Source organism: Termitidicoccus mucosus (assembly GCF_038725785.1).
In the GTDB taxonomy this organism is placed as follows: Bacteria; Verrucomicrobiota; Verrucomicrobiia; order Opitutales; family Opitutaceae; genus Termitidicoccus; species Termitidicoccus mucosus.
The window spans coordinates 7,767,193-7,784,716 of the sequence record NZ_CP109796.1; the positions used below are offsets into that span (position 1 = coordinate 7,767,193).

Consider the following 17,524-nt stretch of genomic DNA (forward strand, 5'->3'; position numbering starts at 1 on the left):
CTGCAATGCGGCGCATCGGAAGGCGTCCGCGAACTGGAACGCCTGCTTGTCGGCACCGGGCAATAAACCACGCCCAAAGCCACAACCGATCCCCCAGCCCGTCTGCCACGTGCGTGCCGGGCCGCTTTTAATCCGCCTGCATCAAAAACCAAGTTGAACTCAAAATGACATTGACTGCCATGGGGTTACTGCAATCATGCTTACCATGACTCATCCTGCAAAAACCAAACTTAGTTTGGCCTTACATTTTAGCCAAAAGTATATGAGACACATCATCGTTTGCCTGATATTAACCACAGGACTAGTTGCCCAAGAAGACATAAAAAAAGAAATCGCAGTAGCCGCAGTTATACCGAATAGCATTGAGCGACTGGCTGCATACGATGCCATAGCCGTGAAATATAAGTTAAGCCCTGTATCGAATACTAGGTTAGAAACAAACGGAAAGTGGAGAATCAAGGTGGACATTTCTCCTATTGATGATTCGCAAACAGTGATTGGCTCCCTTGAAGCGGACACGCCTGTAAAAGTGCGCTTTGGCATGGATAAGCCAGTTCTAATTGTGCGCTATAAAGAAGGAGATCTCAGTGCTTATATTGTTTATGATACCTTTCTGGGGTCAGATGACATCGATGTGACGTTGCGTTTCGGAAAGGAAAATCCTATAAATCAAAAGTGGTCTATATCTACAGATCATAAAGCTATGTTTACTCCTGGTGATGTGAACGATTTTTTGAAGAAATTGGGCGCAGTCGATTCTTTGGTCGTTCGCGTGACGCCATATAGCGAAAGTTCCGTAACTGTTTTATTTTCTCCAACTGGTATACAAACAGTGACAGAGGCTATTGCTAAAGCTTCTGAAAAAAAATAGAATACACCACAATAAGTTATGCCACTCATCACTTGTCCTGACTGCCAGAAGCAAGTCTCTGACCAAGCAGTGGCGTGTCCGCAATGTGGTCATCCGATACGTCCAATTCAGCAGCAAACACCGCAAGCACCGCAACGGGTCCGCACAACAGAAGATTCTTTTTTGACACGCAATCGTGGTTGCGGTGATTTGATTATATACGGGCCTCTTGCAGCTATTTTCTTTATTGTTTTCTTGGTATGTTTAGGTCAGTGCTCGCACTGAAGTGTGGTTAAATAAGAGGCCGCTCCACGGGTGTCGGCCTTGTTTTTTGCGATTCAGCATATAAATTTAAAAGCCTAACCCCATTTGCATACGCAGGGCGGAAGTGCCTGCTGGATTTGCAGGCTGTGTGAGGCTGGAGCATTTCCTATTTATTCTGTCGTGAGTCAACCATGCCCCCGTAGGGCCTGACCTTGTGTCAGGCCGGTTTGGTGCCCGCGACGCGACACAAGGTCGCGCCCTACAGGTGTCAGAATAAACGGGAAATGCTCTATCCGGCCCCGGGGATCGCGGCGGCCGTCTTTGGGGCGTGCAGAAGCCGGAGCGTATTGGCGACCACGAGCAGGGTGGCGCCTGTGTCCGCGAGAATGGCGAGCCACAGGCTGGCGTGACCCAGCAGAGTCAGCACGAGGAACAGAGCCTTCAGCCCCAGCGCGAAGGCAATGTTGAAATAGATGATCGACATGGTCCTCCGTCCGAGGCGGATCGTCTCGGTAATCCCGCCCAGTTCGTCCCGCATGAGCGCGATGTCCGCCGTCTCGATGGCGGCGTCGGCGCCGGCCGCGCCCATCGCGATGCCCACGCTGGCGGTCGCCATCGCGGGAGCGTCGTTCACGCCGTCGCCGACCATGGCGACGACGCCGTATTTTTCCCGCAGCACCTTCACCGCCGCGACCTTGTCGTCGGGCAACAGGTCGCCGCGCGCCTCGTCGATGCCGACCTGGCGGGCGATGTGGCCGGCGGTGCGCTGGTTGTCGCCGCTTAGCATGACGATCTGTTCCACGCCCGCCGCGTGCAGGTCGGCGACCGCCTGTCTCGCGCGGGGGCGCAGCGTGTCGCCGACCGCGAGGAGACCCAGCACTCCGCCGCGACAGCCGTCAAGCGGACGGTGCCCGACCACGACGACGGACACCCCTTCGCCCTCGATGGCGGCGAGCCGTTGCTCCAGGTCCTCCGAGCACACGCCGAGCTCGTGCGCGAAGCGGTGGTTGCCGACGAAACACGCGCGCCCGTCAACGACACCCTCCGCCCCGCGACCGGGGCGGTTCTGGTAGTTCCCGGCGCGCGGGAAGGCGACGCCGCGCTCCTTCGCGCAGGCGACCACGGCCTTGGCGAGCGGGTGCGCGGAGTGATCGTCGATCGCCGCCGCGATGCGCAGGATCTCCCCGTCGGAGGCGGCGCCGCTTCGCTCCACGGCCTGCACCGTGGGTTTGCCCTCGGTGATGGTGCCGGTCTTGTCCACCGCGATCGCCTTGAGCCGCGCGATGGTTTCGAGGTGCGCGCCGCCTTTTACGAGGACGCCACGGCGGGCGAGCGCGGTCAGGCCGGCCACGATGCCGACCGGGGTGGCGATGACCAGGGCGCAGGGACAGGCGATGATGAGGATCACGCAGGCGCGGTAGAGCCACGCGGTCCATTCGCCGGCCATGAGCAGCGGCGGAACGAGAAACACCACCAGCGCGGCCAGCGCGACCAGCGGCGTGTAGTAGCGCGCGAACACATCCACGAAGCGCTGGGTCGGCGCCTTCTGTTCCTGCGCCTCCTCCACGAGGCGGATGATGCGGGCCAGCGTGGTGTCTCCGCTTGCCTTCGTGACTTTGATTTCCAGCGACCCCTCGCCGTTGATCGTGCCGGCGAAGACGGTGTCGCCCGGCTTCTTGTCCACCGGCGCTGATTCGCCGGTGATCGGCGCTTGGTTGACGGCGGACTCGCCGGAGACAACCTGGCCGTCAAGCGGGATACCCATGCCGGAGCGGGCGGTCACGACCTCGCCGACCGCGACCGTTTCTACCGGCGCCTCCACGAAGCGCCCGTCGCGCCTGACCAGCGCGTTTTTAGGCGCGAGTTCGAGGAGGGCCGCCGTGGCGCGGCGGGCGCGGCGGTCCGCCCAGCCTTCGAGCCACTCCGCCACGCCAAACAGGAACACCACGGCGGAGGCTTCGACCCATTCGCCGATGATCGACGCGCCGGCGGCGGCGAGCACGACGAGGAGGTTGATGTCCGGGCGCAGACGGCGGATCGCCGCCCACGCCTTGGGCAGCAGGAACCAGCCGCCGGATAACATCGCCGCAATGCCGACGAACGCGAGCGCGCCTTCGGGCAGCCAGTTCATCGCATGGCCGGCCAGCGCCGCGCCGGTGAGCAGGCCCGACACGGCGAGGCTGATCGTCACCGCCCCAACGCCTTCCGGCGAATGGTCATGCCCGCAGCAGCAGCCGGAATCGTGGCCGCCGCCGGAATCGTGGCCGGAGTTTTCATCGTGTTTGGTCTGGCTCATGGAGATAGTCTTATGGGCCAACTATCCGGGAATGTCGCGCTTTTGACGGCAGATGGATAAATGCGATGATTGTTTTCATGCCGTCCTGCGGTTCAATGCTTGTGTCCGTCGCCGCCCGCATCCTCGCAAATGCACGCATATTCGGCGCGTTTGCACCCGCCGCAGACTTCGTCGTGATAGGTGATGCGGTAGTTCCTGGGCCTTGCGGCGGCGTTGTCGCGCACTTGCAGAACGATGGTGTAGCCGTCGCCTTCTGGGAGCGGCTTGGTCGAGACGAGCGCGCCGTCCTTGCCGGGGGCGAGGTCGAGTTTCACCTTGCCGGCCTTGGCCTCGGCGACGGCGGTGACGACGCGGGAGCCGGGCTCGACGGGTTTCAGCGCCGCGTCATAAAATGACACGGTGACGGCGCGGTTTTCCGCGACGAGGAACTCCACGTGCGGGGCCTCGGTGGTGACGATGCGCCCTCCCTTGGGGCCGGGGATCGGCTTGGCTTGGAGCGCGGTCGCGAGGGCGAGCGCGCTGATGAGGGCGAGGATGGTGATGCGTGGTGTTTTCATGGGAAATCAGGCGTTGTGGTTGCTGGTTTGCGAGGCGGGCCGGTCGCGTTCGAGCCAGCAGTAGAGCGTCGGCAGGAGCACGAGGGTGAGAAAGGTGGCGGTGGCGATGCCGCCGATGACGACGGTCGCGATGGGGCGCTGCACCTCCGCGCCGGGCCCTGTCGCCAGCGCCATCGGCACGAAGCCGAGCGCGGCCACGAGCGCGGTCATGAGCACGGGGCGCAGGCGGGTGAGCGCGCCCTCGGTAACGGCGTCGCGCACGCTTTTACCCTCCTCGCGCAGTTGGTTGATGAAGGAAATCATCATCACGCCGTTGAGCACGGCCACGCCGGAGAGGGCGATGAAGCCTACCGCCGCCGAAATCGAAAACGGCAGGCCGCGTATCCAGAGTGCAAATACGCCGCCGGTCACGGCGAGCGGAATGCCGGTGTAAACGACGAGCGCCTGCCGCACGCTGCCGAACGCGAGGAAGATGAGCAGGAATATCAGTGCGAGCGCGGCGGGCACGACGATGGCGAGGCGCGCGCGGGCCTCCTGGAGGTTCTTGAATGCGCCGCCGTATTCGACAAAGTAGCCGTCGGGCAGCTTCACTTCGGCGGCGATTTTTTCCTGCGCCTCCTCGACAAAGCTCTGCACGTCGCGCCCGCGCAGGTTCACCTGGATGGCCATGCGCCGCTGGAACGCCTCGCGCGAGATGGTGTTCACGCTTTCGGTGACGCCCACGTCGGCGACCTGCCCGAGCGTGACGAGGGTGCCGTCGGCGGTTTTCACGGGGAGGTTGGCGACGTTGGCGAAATCGCGCCGCGTCTCCTCCGGCAGGCGCGTGATGATGGGATAGCGGCGGTTGCCGTCCACAATCACGCCGGCCTCGTTTCCGGCGAAGGCGGTTTCAACGGTTTTGTTCACCTCGTCGGCGTGGATGTTGTGGCGCGACATGGCGGCGCGGTTCACGGCGATTTGGAGAACGGGCGCCTTGCCCGCGGCGTCAAATTCCACGTCGGCGGCGCCGGGGATTTTCTCGACGATCTCGCGGATTTCGCCGGCGAGTTTTTCGAGCGTCTCGTAGTCGTCGCCGAAGACTTTTATGGCGATGTCGGCGCGGCTGCCGGAGAGCAGCTCGTTGAAACGAAGCTCGATGGGCTGCGAGAACAGGTAGCTCTGGCCGGGAAAGCGGACGGAGAGTTCCTTCGAGATGAGGTTGGTCAACTCGTCCTTGGTGATGGTCCGCCCGTCGATCTTCCGCCACTCCGATGGCGGCTTGAGCATCATGTAACTGTCGGCGACGTTGACGCCCATCGGGTCAACCGCGACTTCCGAGGTGCCGACGCGCGCGAACGTGTGCGTGATCTCGGGAAACTTCTCCAGCATGAGTTTCTCGGAGGCGAGCTGCATGTCGAGCGACGCGCCGGTGCCGATGCTGGTGGTGCGGATCATCTGCGCGGCGAGCGAGCCTTCGTTGAGTTGCGGGATGAACTCCGCGCCGAGCCGCGGGAACACCCACGCGGCGAGGGCGAAGACGGCGATGGCGGCGGCGACGACAAGCCAGCGCAGCCGCAAGCTGAACGCGAGCACCGGGCGGTAAACGCGCTTCGCCAGCCGGATGAGGACGTTGTCCCCTTCGCGGACCCTGGCCGTCATGAAAAACGAGCACAGGACGGGCACGAGCGTGAGGGCGAGGATGAGCGCGCCGACGAGCGCGAACACGACGGTGAAGGCCATCGGCTTGAACATTTTTCCCTCGGTGCCCGTGAGCGTGAACATCGGCAGATACACGATGGTGATGATGGCCACGCCGAACACCGTGGGCCTGCCGACCTGCTTGCAGGCGGCGAGCACGGTTTGCAGGCGCTCCTTGGTCGTGGGCAGCCGGCCCAGCTCGTGCTGGCGTTGCGCGAGCAGGCGCACGACGTTTTCCGCCATCACGACCGCCCCGTCCACGATGAGGCCGAAGTCCACCGCGCCGAGGCTCATGAGGTTGCCCGAAACGCCGTAGCGCACCATGCCCGTCATGGCGAAGAGCATGGAGAGCGGAATCGCGGTGGCGACGATGAGCGCCGCGCGCCAGTTGCCGAGCAACCCGATGAGGACGGCAATGACAAGGAGCGCGCCCTCGAAGAGGTTTTTCTCGACGGTGCGGATGGTGGCGTTCACCACGTCGGTGCGGTTGTAAACCGTCTCGATGACCATGCCGGCGGGGAGTTTTTTCTGGATTTCCGCGATGCGCGCGTGGACGCGGCTGGAGACCAGGCGGCTGTTTTCGCCGATGAGCATGAGGACGGAGCCGACTACGGCCTCTCGCCCGTCGTGCGTGGCGAAACCGGCGCGGGCGCCCGAGCCGATGCCGACATCGGCGACGTCCCTCACCCGCAGCGTGCCGGCGCGAACGGGGGAGAGTTTGAGCGGGAGGCTGGCGATGTCCTCCGTCGTCTGCACGCGCCCGATGGCGCGCACGGTGACGGCCTCGCCGCCCTTTTCCACGACGGAGCCGCCGGCATTGGCGACGTTTTCGGCGATGACGTCCGCCAATTCGCCGATGGAGAGGCCGGTGCTGGCGAGCTTTACGGGGTCGGGTGTGATGACGAACTGCCGGTCGTAGCCGCCGTTGGTGTTGACCTCGGTGACGCCGGGCACGGTGCGCAGCGCGGGTTTCACGATGTAGTCCTGCGCGAGCTTGAGTTCGCGCAGCCGCTCGACCGGGTCAGTCGGCGCCTCCGCCGCGTCATCGCGATAGTTGACGGTGTAATGGTAAATCTCGCCGAGCCCGGTGGTGATGGGCGCGAGTTTGGGCACGACGCCCGGCGGCAATTCCTCGACGACGGACTGCAAGCGCTCCCCGACGAGCTGGCGCGCGCGGTAGAGGTCGCTGCCTTCCTTGAAAACCAGCGTGACCTGCGAGAGGCCGAATTTGGAGATGGAGCGCACCTCGACGAGGTTTTCGATGCCGCCCATCTCGACCTCGACGGGATACGTGACGAGTTTTTCGATTTCCTCGGGCGCGAGCGAGGGGACGGCGGTGTTGACTTGCACCTGGACGTTGGTGATGTCCGGCACGGCGTCGATGGGCAGGCGCAGGGCCGACCAGATGCCGATGAAAATGAGCGCCGCCGCGCCGATGAGCACGAACACGCGCTGGCGCAGGGAAAACTCAAGGATTTTGTCTATCATGGAAAAATAAAAACAGGGTGGAAGTTGGTGTGTGATGCACGTGACGCGGATGATCCGGCGGCGCGCGCGACCTCAGTGGCTGTGGCCGCCGCCCTTGGTGAGGCGCAGCTCGGCGAGCCAGAGTTGTTCGACGGGGGAGACGGCCACGACATCGCCCGCGTAAAGGCCGTCGGCGATTTCGACGAGCGACGAGGAGCGGCTGCCGGTCCGCACGGGCGTGCGCAGGAAGGCATCGCCATTGACGACATACACGAACGGGCCCGCCGCCGTTTCGAGCACGGCGGAGCGGGGCACGGCCAGGACCGTCGCGGGCGCGCCGGTGAGGGCGAGCGTGACGAAGCTGCCGGTCGCGGGCGGCGGCGCGGACGGGGGAGGGAGGGCGACCTCGAAAACGAGGTCAACAAACCGCGTGGCCTGCGTTGCCGAGCGGTCGGCACGCAGCAGCTTCGCACCGGCGGGGGACGCTTTTTCGAGCGCGGCGGCATCCGCCTCGGGCACGCGCGCGGTCGCGATGATCCGCGGCGAGGCCGCGATGATTTGGGCGGATACGCTCAGTTCGGCGGCAAGCGGATGTTCCGTTGCCTCCTCGGTCTTTACCGCGAGGGCGCGAATGACCTCGGGAGAAAGTCGCAGGCCCCGGCCTTCCTTGAAACTGACGCTCTGGCCGGCTTCGTCCCCGGAGTGTTCCGCGTGATCGTGGTCGTCGTGCGCGGCTCCGGATTCGTTTTCCTTGCCGCAACCGGCAAAGAAGGCGAGGGCGGCCGCCGCGCCTGCAATGATGAGGCAATGTCGTGGCTTCATGGCGCGATTTCGACGGGGTTGAGATCGAGGCCGGTGAGTTGCTCGAGGCGCAGGCCCGCGGCGAGCGTTTCCTGCTGCGTGTCGAGGATCGACTCGACGGCGTCGAGATAGCTGTTTTGCAACTCGAGGTAGGTGGCGATGGGCACGGCCCCGAGGCGGTAGTGGCGGTCGGCAAGCCCGGCGGCGTCGCGAAAACGCGCGACCGTGTCGGACGGCCAGCGCCGGGTCTCGGCCAGCTTGGTCTCGAAGGCGCGGGCGGCGGTCACCACTTCGCGCTCGAGCTCGCGCTGGGCCACGAGCACGGCGGTTTCGGCCTGGCGCTGGCGCGCCTCGGCGAGTTGGACCGCGCCGCGTTTGCCGCTTGAAAGCGGGAGCGGAAGCGAGACGCCGACACCGACGATGGTTTCGCGGTCGCCCGCCTTGGCGTCGGAGTAATACGGGCTGAGGCTCACGGAGGGATAGCGTTCGTTTTTCGCGAGCCGGACGGCGTAGCCCTGCTGCTCGAGCTCGACCCGGCGCATGCGGTAGTCGAAGTTGTTCTCGCGGGCGGCGGCGAGAAGCGCGCCAAGGCCGGCGGAAACGGGACGAAACTCGAGCGCGGGCGCGGCGACACGGAGCGCGCTTTCGGGCGCGGCCCCGCGAAGCTGGTTGAGCTCGATGAGCGCGGCTTGGACCGCGAGCCCGGACTCGGTGGCGCGGCGTTGCAGCGCAAGCTCGGCGGCCTCGATGACGCGGGTCTCCAGCAGCGGCGTGAGGCCGGCGGAGTCGCGGGCGAGAAAGGTTTCCCTGAGCGCCGCGAAACGGTCGGCCACCTCGTGAATGGCGGCGGCCTTGGCATTAGCGGCATGCAGGCCGAAGGCGAGTTCACGGGCGCGCGCCGAAAGTGCCTGGTTGAACCGGTCGAGGCCGAGCCGGGCCAGCTCGACATCGCGGTTGGCGATGGCCTTGCGCAACGAGATGCGCCCGGGCCACTCGAAGGTCTGCGTGACGGAGACCGACCACGCGGTGCCCTCGCCCGCGAGTGCGCCGTAGTCGCCCCGCACGCGCTTATGGCCCGCGTCGAGGGAGATTTCCGGGTCGTTCCAGGCACGGGCGACACGGACGCCGGCCTTTGCCGCGTCGATTTCGGCCTCGTAGAACTGGCGCTCGGGATTTTGCGCCATGATCTGGGCGACGAGGGAGCCCACGGATTGCAGGGGCGGCTCCGGAGCGCCGTCGTCGGCGCGCAAGCCGGGAAGGCAGGAAACGGTTCCGAGCAAAACGAGATGCCGGACAAGTTTGGGAAGAAAAGGCGGGATACTGCGAATGATGGATGATTGTTTTTGCATAGAATGAATGGGTGAGGGACAGGGTGGACGGTGAAACGCCGGCGCACGCGGGCATGCGGAAGCGCACGACCATGCGTCGTTGTTTTATGGATACAGTCCGTCAGTCCGCGCGGGGACCGATCAGACCAGGATATGCGAGGGCGCGCGCGGCGAGGGCGCGGCGCGGCGGGCAAACGTCCACGCGGGCACCCAGTCTTGCGGGTGTTCCCGGTGATCGGGGGAAGGGGAAAGCAATTCAGCGGGCCGCGCGTCGGCGGCCTCGCTCAGAAAATGATAGAGGCAGGTGAGGCACAGGCAGGGCGAGAGGAGCGGGATGGGGGCGCCGGTGTTGTCCTTGAAAAATGAATACGAGCCGCCCTCGATCTCGTTGTGATTCTCATGCGCGCACGGCGCCTCGTGCGAACGCTTGCCGTGCGCCTCCTCCGCGCCGCCGCCACCGGCATGGCATTCGTGCGCGGCGATGATGTCGAGCGCCTCCAGTTGGCAGTGCTGCGCGGCGGGCAGCCAGACGGCGGCCAGCAGAAACGCGACGCATTGCAGGAGTGGTTTCACGCGGCGGCCACACGAAAAGCAAATGGCGACGGTGTCAAGCCGCGGTGATAAGGAAAGTAACAAGTGGCAAGTAACAAGTGACAAGAAGAACCGGTGTTTACTTGTTACTTGTTACTTGCCACTTGTCGCTCCGCAGTGCGGGCGCCCGCGACCTGCTGCTGCGCCTCGGCGCCATGGCAGGCGATCAGTTCCCATTGCCCGTCTTGATGCACCTCGCGCAGCTTTGCGATCGTGGTGTCGTAGGCGTCGGCATTCCACTGCACGGCGTAGGCGGGCAGCATGAGGTTGCCCGGTTTTTCGATCTGGCAGAACCGCCAGAACGCGTCCGCCGCGTAAAAAATCGGCCGCCCTTCCGTTTTCAACAAGACACCCACGTGGCCCGGGGCGTGCCCCGGCAAATGCACCAGCCGGATCAACCCGTCGCCAAACAAATCGTGGCTCATGAACGGCACCTCCTCGTCCTGCGCGAACCGCTCCGAGGTTATCCAGCGTGCGCGCTTGCTGAAGTCGCCCGGCAGCAAGGCGGGAAAAAATGCCGACAGCGCCTGCCGGCACTCCGTCAGCCGAGCCAGCGAACGCAGCGCGTTTTCATGGTAATGAAAACGCGCCGACGGGAAATCCTTCAGGCCGCCGATGTGGTCGCCGTGGAAGTGCGTGATCACCACGTGCCTCACCTCGTCCGCCGCGATGCCGGCCTCCGCGAGCGTCCCGGCGGCGGAGGCATCCGCGCGCATCAGCATGAGCCACCGGTAAAGCCGCCACGGCAACCGCCGCGACGCCTGTTTGAACGCATCGCCGTAACCCGTGTCGATGACCACCCAGCCCTCGTCCGGATGCCGCACCGCGAGAAACACCGCGTAAAAGCGATCGAATTTCCACGAGCGATGATCCACCAGCGCAAGGAGCTGGCGGCAATATCCTCCATTAAAGAAACGAACTTCCACGTTGCTCATTCCAAGAAAAATGCCGGCGCCGCGCGCATTTCATCCGGTAGCGCCGTTTCGTCCTGTCGTGTTGCTTGAATCGGATTCACCACCGGATCAGGAGAGCCTATCGGGCCTCCGCCGCAAGCCCGGATTCGCCCCCTGCCTTGCAACGAGGTGCGGCCCAGAACGATGACCACTCCATTGGTCAAACGAGAACGTTTTCAAGGGCGCTGGCGGGTGCGTTTTAGGCCGAATAATCCGGCCGCGGCGTTGTTTGGAATGATCTAAATCTGAAAATCCCGCGTCGTGTCTTCACGGGGCTGCGCAGGGCGGCTGGCGGCGTCTTCCTCGCGCTTGCGATCGTAGAAGATGCGCACGTCGGGGGATTTGGTTTGCAGCAGGTGCGAGGCGCGCAGGAGCGCCTTGCGGGTGCTGGCGGTGAGATTCGCCTCGGCGGGAAAGACGTTTTCCGGGCCGATCTCCGCGAGCGCGCCGCTGTCGATGAGCACGCGCTGCACGTCGGGATTGATGCCGCTGACGATGAGGTGCCGCCCGGTTTTCCGCAGGTAGTCGTGGAGCTGGAGCAGCGACATGACCGAGGTGGCGTCGAGGTGGCGGGCGTTTTTCATGCGCAGGATCACCACGCGGATCGCGGGGTCGCCGGCAAGCAGGCGCACCTGCTCCTGAAACAAATCCGCCGCGCCGAAAAACAACTCGCCCTCCACGTGCACGATGGAGATGGCCTGGTTGCGGCGCTGCGAGGCGTCCTCCAGCGCGGTGAGCGTGCCGCGGTCGTCGAAGCTGTATTCGACGAGCGAGGGCGCGCTGGCCTTGCGCAAAAACAACGCAAGCGAGATGCCGATGCCGACGTAGATGGCCGTGTCGAGCTTGAGGAAAAGGCAGGCCGCGAGCGTGACGACAAAGACGACCGCGTCGGAGCGCGTGGAGCGGAAGGCGATGCGGATCTGCGGCACGTTGATCATTTTCATGCCGACGCGGATGAGGTGCGCGCCGAGCGCGGCCACGGGGATGAAACCGAACGCGGGCGTGATGAACAGCACCACGACGAGCACGACGAGGCTGCTGAGCATGGACGAAAGCTGCGAGGACGCGCCGCTCTGGAAATTCACCGCCGAGCGCGCGAACGACGACGAGCCGGGCACGCCGCTGAAGAGCGCGCAGGCGATGTTGGCCGCGCCCATGCCGGCGAGTTCCTGGCGAGGCTCGATCTGCTGGCCGCTCTTGGCCGCGAGCGATTTCGTGATGGAGGTCGCCTCCAGCATGCCGAGGATGGAAATGGCGACCGCGATGCCGAGCAGCGAGGGGATCACGGAGATCTCGGGCGCGGTGAGATGCAGCCCGGCAAACACCGGCAGCGAGGCGGTCAGCGCGCCTTCCTCGCTCACGAGCCTGAAGGGCACGTCGACCATGGTGACGGACATGATTTTCGCCATCACGCCCACCACGACGAGGCCGAACAACGCCTCGGGCCAGCGCGGCTTGAAGCGGTGCAACAATTCAAACATCATCCACGTGAGCGCGCCGACGAGCAGCGACCACCAGGAGATGCGCCCGCTGGCGATGCCCTGGACGGCGATCCAGATGTTGCCGACAAACGAGCCTCCCTGCGCGGCATGGAGACCGAGGACGTTGAGGATCTGGCTGGCGATGAGCAGCAGGCCGATGCCGGTGCTGTAGGCGACGACGACGGCGAGCGAGATGAAGCGCGTGACCTCGCCGAAGTTCAGCATGCCGGCGAGAAACTGGATGCAGCCGATCAGCAAGGCCAGCAGCACGGCGAGCTGGATGGGCGGCAGGTCGGGTCCGGCGTAGGTGGCGATCATCGCCGCCGTGATCAGGCTGATGGAACTGGTCGGCCCGAAGACGTGGTGATGCGAGGTGAAAAAAAGCGAGCCGACAAATCCGCCGATGATGACCGACACGATGACGGCCTGGGGCGGCAGGCCGAGGATGAGCGCGAAACCGATGGCCTGCGGGATGGAGACGAGGGTGAGCGTGGCGCCGGCGACGAGGTCGGCGCGCAGGCGTTTGAGCGAGTAGGTGCGGAGTTCCTTGAGGAAGGGGAGGCGCAGGCGGAATATTTTCGCGCCGATGGCCTGGGTGGCCTCAAAGGTGTCGCGCACGGTGCTCACGCTTCGACGCCCAGTTTCTCGAGGATTCGCTGCAGGTCGGAGTTGCCGGCGTATTCGATGATGATTTTGCCGTGTTTGGGCGTGTGTTTCACCTGCACGCGGGCGCCGAGGCGGGATGTGAGCTTGTTCTGGATGGCGGCGACGGCGGCGGACTCGGCGGCGGGGACGGCGCGGCCCTTGGCGGAAGGGGCGGGCGCGGCGGCCGCCGCGGGGTCCTTGCGCGCCTGCACGATTTTTTCGGTGACGCGCACGCTCAGCCCTTCCTCGATGATGCGGCGGGCGAGAAGCGCGCGTTGCGGCGGCTCCTCGATGCCGAGCAGCACCTTCGCGTGGCCGACGCTCACGAGGCCCTTGGCGAGGTAGCCCTGGATTTCCGCGTCGAGCGAGAGGAGCCGGAGCGTATTGGCGACGCCGGCGCGGCTCTTGCCGACGCGGCTGGCGGCGGCCTCTTGCGTGAGGTCGAAGTCGCGGATGAGGCTGGCGTAGCCGTAGGCCTCGTCGATGGGGTTGAGTCCCTCGCGTTGCAGGTTCTCGATCAGGCCGAGCGCGGCGGCGGAGGCGTTGCTGGCATCGACGACGCGCGCGGGGATGGTCTTGATCTTGAGCATCAGGAAGGCGCGCCAGCGGCGTTCGCCCGCGATGAGCTGGAACTTGTCCTTGTGCCTGCGCACGACGATGGGCTGGAGCAGTCCCTCGGCGCGGATGCTTTCGGCAAGTTCGTTGAGCTGGTCGGCGGTGATTTCGCGGCGGGCCTGATAGGGGCTGGGCTCGATGAGGTGGACGGGGATTTCCTGGAAGCCGGTGGACGCGGGCGGCGGTTGCGTCGCGGCGGGCGCGGCCGGCGCGGCCGCCTTGGGGACGGCTGCGGGGGGAGGCGCCTTGGGGGATGCCGGTTTGGCGGCGTTGGCGATGATGCCGCCGAGTCCGCGGCCTAGACGTGATTTGGGTGTTGCGGCCATGATGGTAAGAAGAGGGCGGGGGAGCGGCGGTTATTCCTTGCCGCCGGGGATGAAGAGTTTGTCGCCCGGCATGAGTTTGGTGGCGTCGGCGATGCGGTTGGCGTTGATGATGTCCTGCACTTTCGCGCCGGTTTTGCGCGCGATGACGCTGATGGTGTCGCCCCGCTGGACCGTGTAGGTGATGCCATCCTTGGGGAAATTATCGGTGAAGGTCGGCGCGGTGACCGTGGCGGCGGAGGCGCGGCTGCGCGAGAGCGAGGCGAGGGCGTCGTTGGTTTGCTTGGCGAGGCCATCGAGCTGGCGCTGGACCTGGTTGAGGATTTCGGTGCGGTTGCCGGCGGCGGCGGACTTGGCGGCGCGGTTGACCTCGGCGATGGCCTCGTTGAGCTGGGCGACGGTGGCGTAGCTCTGCGCGCCGACCGCGGCTTGGTTCTGGAGCTGGCTGTTTTGCGACTGCAACTGCTCGATCATCAGTTCGAGCCGTTCGATGCGCTGGTGGAGCATCCGCACGTCCTCGCGGAGATTGGCGATCTCGACGGATGGATTTTGCGCGGGGAGCGAGAGTGTGCAGGCGGCAAAGAGGGCGGGCAGGGCAGCCTTGGCTTTCATGACGTTGAACATAGTGCCGGTAGCTTGCGTAAATTCCCGCACGAAAACAAGCGGCGCGTGAGCCGGGTGCAAAAATAGCGGAAAACCGGGATGGCCGAGGAACAATCGGACTCGATTCGTCGGGAGGGGCGGATCGGATGGCGCAGGCAGGCGGGCAAGGGGGCGGATTTGCCCGCAAACAGGCTTGTGCGAAATTTTTCCTTGCCCCCTGCCACATAACCCGTGCTTACTCTGCGGCTCTTGTCTTCCCGGACCCTTAGCTCAGTTGGTTAGAGCGTTTCCTTGACATGGAAAAGGTCGATGGTTCGAGTCCATTAGGGTCCACCATTTATGCGCGCCGCCTCGTTTCACAGGCGGTTTTTTGTTGGGCGGGTCAAGCCGCCCCATATCTGCGCTTGCGCTCGATTGCGCTTTTGCTGACATCCATCGCACCTATTTACTTATGAAACAACGCACCCTCGCCCGCGAAGTCTCTGTCCAGGGAAGCGCCCTCCACACCGGCGAAACTGTCACGATGACCATGAAGCCCGCCCCGGCCGATCACGGGATCGTGTTCAAGCGCGTTGATTTGCCCGGCAGCCCTGAGCTTCGCCCGCGGGTTGACCAGGTCACCGACCTCGTGCGGGCCACGACCATCCAGGTCGGCCATGCCAAGCTCCACACGGTCGAGCACGTGCTGAGCGCGTTGCATGGCTGCGGAATCGACAATGTCCTCATCGAGATCAACGCCTCCGAGCCCCCCATCATGGACGGATCGGCCCGTCCTTTCGTGAACATGATCCTCCAAGGCGAGCCCGTGGAGCAGGACAAGGACCGCGAATATTTCACCCTCGACGCCCCCATCTCCGTGACGCGCGGCAATTCCTCCATCATCGCGCTGCCCGCCGACGAACTCAAAATCTCCTGCACCTCCGCCGACGACCGCGGCATCCACACGCAGCACCTTTCGCTCGTCATCGACCACGACGCCTACATGACGCAGATCGCGGCGGCGCGCACATTTACCATTTACGAGGAAATCGAGGAACTGCTCAAGCTCGGCAAAATCAAGGGCGGCTCGCTCGATTGCGCCGTGGTCATCAAAGGCGACAAGATCATCTCGAAGGAGCCGCTCCGCTTCAAGGACGAGTTTGTGCGCCACAAGATCCTCGACATCATCGGCGACGTGCTCCTCCTCGGCATGCCGCTCAAGGCCCACATCGTCGCCACGCGCCCGGGCCACGCCATCAACGCCGAGCTTACCAGGGCGCTTTACGAAAAACTGCTCGAACGCAAAAAAAAGCCCGCCCGCAAAAAAGCCGTTTCCGACTCCGCCCCGACGCAGCTCCGCCCCGACGAGGCTTCGCTCGACATCATGCGCATCCTCTCGATGGTGCCGCACCGCTATCCGTTCCTGATGGTGGACCGTGTCATCGAGTTCATCGGCGACAACGAACTCGTCGCCATCAAGAACGTCACGATCAACGAACCGTATTTCCAGGGGCATTACCCCGAGGCGCCCGTCATGCCCGGCGTGCTGCAACTCGAGGCGATGGCGCAGGCCTCCGGCATCCTGTTGCTGCGCGGCACCAGCGTGGACGGACGGACGCCGTTTTTCATGAGCGCCGACAAGCTGAAATTCCGCCGCCCCGTGCGGCCCGGCGACCAGCTCGTCATCAACGCCAAGCTCACCAAGGTTCGCGCCAACAAGATCGCCATCGCCGAGGCCACCTGCACGGTCGGAGGCAATGTGGTTTCGTCCGCGGAGCTCATGTTTACGCTCGCCGACGCCGGAGGGGGAGAGTGAGCGGAAAATTACAAATGACTAATGACGAGTTACGAATGAAAAACCTCCGCAAACGAATCCCTTTTAGACGCTCTTCTCCCCGGATGGCTTCGCCGCCGCCAACAAATCATAATTCGTCATTCGACATTCGTAATTCGTCATTTTAAAATAAATGGCCTCAAACATCCACCCCACCGCGGTCATCGAACCCGGTGTCGAAATTGGCGCCGACGTCGAAATCGGCGCCTACGCCTTTGTCGGCGGCACGGTGCGCATCGGCGACCGCACCCGCCTTCATCATCACGCCTGCGTCGAGGGCGACACGCACATCGGCCGCGAGTGCGAGATTTTTCCCTTCGCCAACATCGGCGCGAAGACGCAGGATTTGAAATATCACGGCGGGACCCCCGGCGTGCGCATCGGCGACCGCAACGTGTTCCGCGAATATGTCACGGTGCACGCCGCGACCGGCGACGGCGGGCTCACCGTGGTCGGCAACGACAACCTCATCCTCGCCTACTGCCATATCGCGCATGACTGCCAGCTCGGAAACCACATCATCATGAGCAGCTACGCGGGGCTGGCCGGCCACGTGGTCGTGGAGGATCACGTGACGATCGGCGCCAACGCCGGCGTCCACCAATTCTGCCGCATGGGCGCGTATGCGATGCTCGGCGGTCTCTCCAAGATCGTGCAGGACGTCGCCCCCTTCATGATCGCCGACGGCAATCCCGCCGTCATCCGCTCCATCAACAAGGTCGGCCTCGAGCGCAAGGGCTTCACCGCCGAGCAGATCGAGCGCATCAAGCTCGTGCACCGCCTCCTGTTCCGCGACGGGTTGAACCGTTCGCAGGCGCTGGAGAAAATCGCCGCGCATCCGCAGTCGGATAGCGCCGAGATGCGGGACATCCTGGAATTCGCGCGAAAGAGTGAGCGCGGACTCGCACCAGGAGCGTGACGGAAAAAATCCCAAATCACGAAATTCCAAATCACAAAAAAATCCCAAAAGCACAAAATTACAAAGAGGCGCACGCTCTTCGCGCCGTTCTTTGAGTTTTGGAATTTCGGTCTTTGGAATTTTTTTGTGATTTGGAATTTCGTGATTTGGGATTTTCCCATCGGCATGGAATTTGTTGTTGAAAGCCTCCGACAGGGGCGCACTGTCCGCGTTGGCCAGGTGCCATGCATGGGCAGGCGCGTGAACTCCGCCAGGACCGGAAGGTAGCAACGGCAACGACGTTCTCCCAGTGCCGTGGAGTGCCTGGCCACTTTTTTTGCCCGGACAACCACCGCCGGCAA

General features: G+C 64.0%; 13 protein-coding genes, 1 tRNA gene and 1 other RNA gene. 5 read left to right on the forward strand and 10 right to left on the reverse strand.

Annotated elements, in window-relative coordinates:
* Positions 1-196 precede the first annotated feature (196 nt).
* Positions 197-871, forward strand: a complete 675-nt coding sequence (locus tag OH491_RS27160; protein WP_342750781.1) for a hypothetical protein — start codon at positions 197-199, stop codon at positions 869-871.
* 532 nt (positions 872-1,403) lie between these two features.
* Here OH491_RS27160 and OH491_RS27170 read toward each other — a convergent pair.
* The 10 genes from OH491_RS27170 to OH491_RS27215 all read right to left on the reverse strand — a co-directional run bounded on the left by OH491_RS27170 (position 1,404) and on the right by OH491_RS27215 (position 14,460).
* Complete coding sequence (locus OH491_RS27170; RefSeq protein WP_068772758.1) at positions 1,404-3,410, reverse strand: heavy metal translocating P-type ATPase; 2,007 nt, start codon at positions 3,408-3,410, stop codon at positions 1,404-1,406.
* 92 nt (positions 3,411-3,502) lie between these two features.
* A complete protein-coding gene (locus tag OH491_RS27175) occupies positions 3,503-3,967 on the reverse strand; it encodes a hypothetical protein (RefSeq protein ID WP_068772757.1) in 465 nt (154 codons plus the stop codon).
* 6 nt (positions 3,968-3,973) lie between these two features.
* Entirely contained in the window at positions 3,974-7,132 is a 3,159-nt protein-coding gene (locus tag OH491_RS27180; protein WP_068772756.1) for an efflux RND transporter permease subunit, read from the reverse strand.
* Positions 7,133-7,204: 72 nt separating this feature from the next.
* Positions 7,205-7,933 carry a hypothetical protein gene (locus OH491_RS27185; protein WP_068772755.1) on the reverse strand — a complete coding sequence of 243 codons (729 nt, stop codon included), beginning with the start codon at positions 7,931-7,933 and terminating at the stop codon, positions 7,205-7,207.
* Complete coding sequence (locus tag OH491_RS27190) at positions 7,930-9,261, reverse strand: TolC family protein (RefSeq protein ID WP_084442644.1); 1,332 nt, start codon at positions 9,259-9,261, stop codon at positions 7,930-7,932. The genes OH491_RS27185 and OH491_RS27190 overlap by 4 nt, the downstream gene beginning before the upstream one ends.
* 120 nt (positions 9,262-9,381) lie before the next feature.
* Positions 9,382-9,813, reverse strand: coding sequence for a hypothetical protein (locus OH491_RS27195; RefSeq protein WP_068772754.1), 432 nt, complete (start codon positions 9,811-9,813; stop codon positions 9,382-9,384).
* Between the two features lie 104 nt (positions 9,814-9,917).
* A complete protein-coding gene (locus tag OH491_RS27200) occupies positions 9,918-10,766 on the reverse strand; it encodes an MBL fold metallo-hydrolase (RefSeq protein WP_068772753.1) in 849 nt (282 codons plus the stop codon).
* A gap of 257 nt (positions 10,767-11,023) precedes the next feature.
* Positions 11,024-12,892 carry a SulP family inorganic anion transporter gene (locus OH491_RS27205; protein ID WP_145929073.1) on the reverse strand — a complete coding sequence of 623 codons (1,869 nt, stop codon included), beginning with the start codon at positions 12,890-12,892 and terminating at the stop codon, positions 11,024-11,026.
* Entirely contained in the window at positions 12,889-13,851 is a 963-nt protein-coding gene (locus OH491_RS27210; protein ID WP_068772751.1) for a ParB/RepB/Spo0J family partition protein, read from the reverse strand. Before OH491_RS27210 ends, OH491_RS27205 begins: the two co-directional genes overlap by 4 nt.
* Before the next feature lie 30 nt (positions 13,852-13,881).
* Positions 13,882-14,460: a LysM peptidoglycan-binding domain-containing protein gene (locus tag OH491_RS27215; protein WP_068772856.1), complete on the reverse strand. Its 579-nt coding sequence runs from the start codon at positions 14,458-14,460 to the stop codon at positions 13,882-13,884.
* 250 nt (positions 14,461-14,710) lie between these two features.
* On the opposite strand from OH491_RS27215, the gene OH491_RS27220 reads away from it, so the two are divergent.
* The 4 genes from OH491_RS27220 (at position 14,711) to ffs (ending at position 17,495) form a co-directional block, all read left to right on the forward strand.
* Positions 14,711-14,787, forward strand: a tRNA-Val gene (locus OH491_RS27220).
* A 115-nt stretch (positions 14,788-14,902) separates the two neighbouring features.
* Complete coding sequence (locus tag OH491_RS27225) at positions 14,903-16,246, forward strand: bifunctional UDP-3-O-[3-hydroxymyristoyl] N-acetylglucosamine deacetylase/3-hydroxyacyl-ACP dehydratase (protein ID WP_068772750.1); 1,344 nt, start codon at positions 14,903-14,905, stop codon at positions 16,244-16,246.
* Between the two features lie 151 nt (positions 16,247-16,397).
* Entirely contained in the window at positions 16,398-17,183 is a 786-nt protein-coding gene (lpxA, locus tag OH491_RS27230) for an acyl-ACP--UDP-N-acetylglucosamine O-acyltransferase (RefSeq protein ID WP_068772749.1), read from the forward strand.
* 213 nt (positions 17,184-17,396) lie between these two features.
* Positions 17,397-17,495: signal recognition particle sRNA small type (gene ffs / locus OH491_RS27235), an RNA gene on the forward strand.
* The last annotated feature ends 29 nt before the right edge of the window (positions 17,496-17,524 follow it).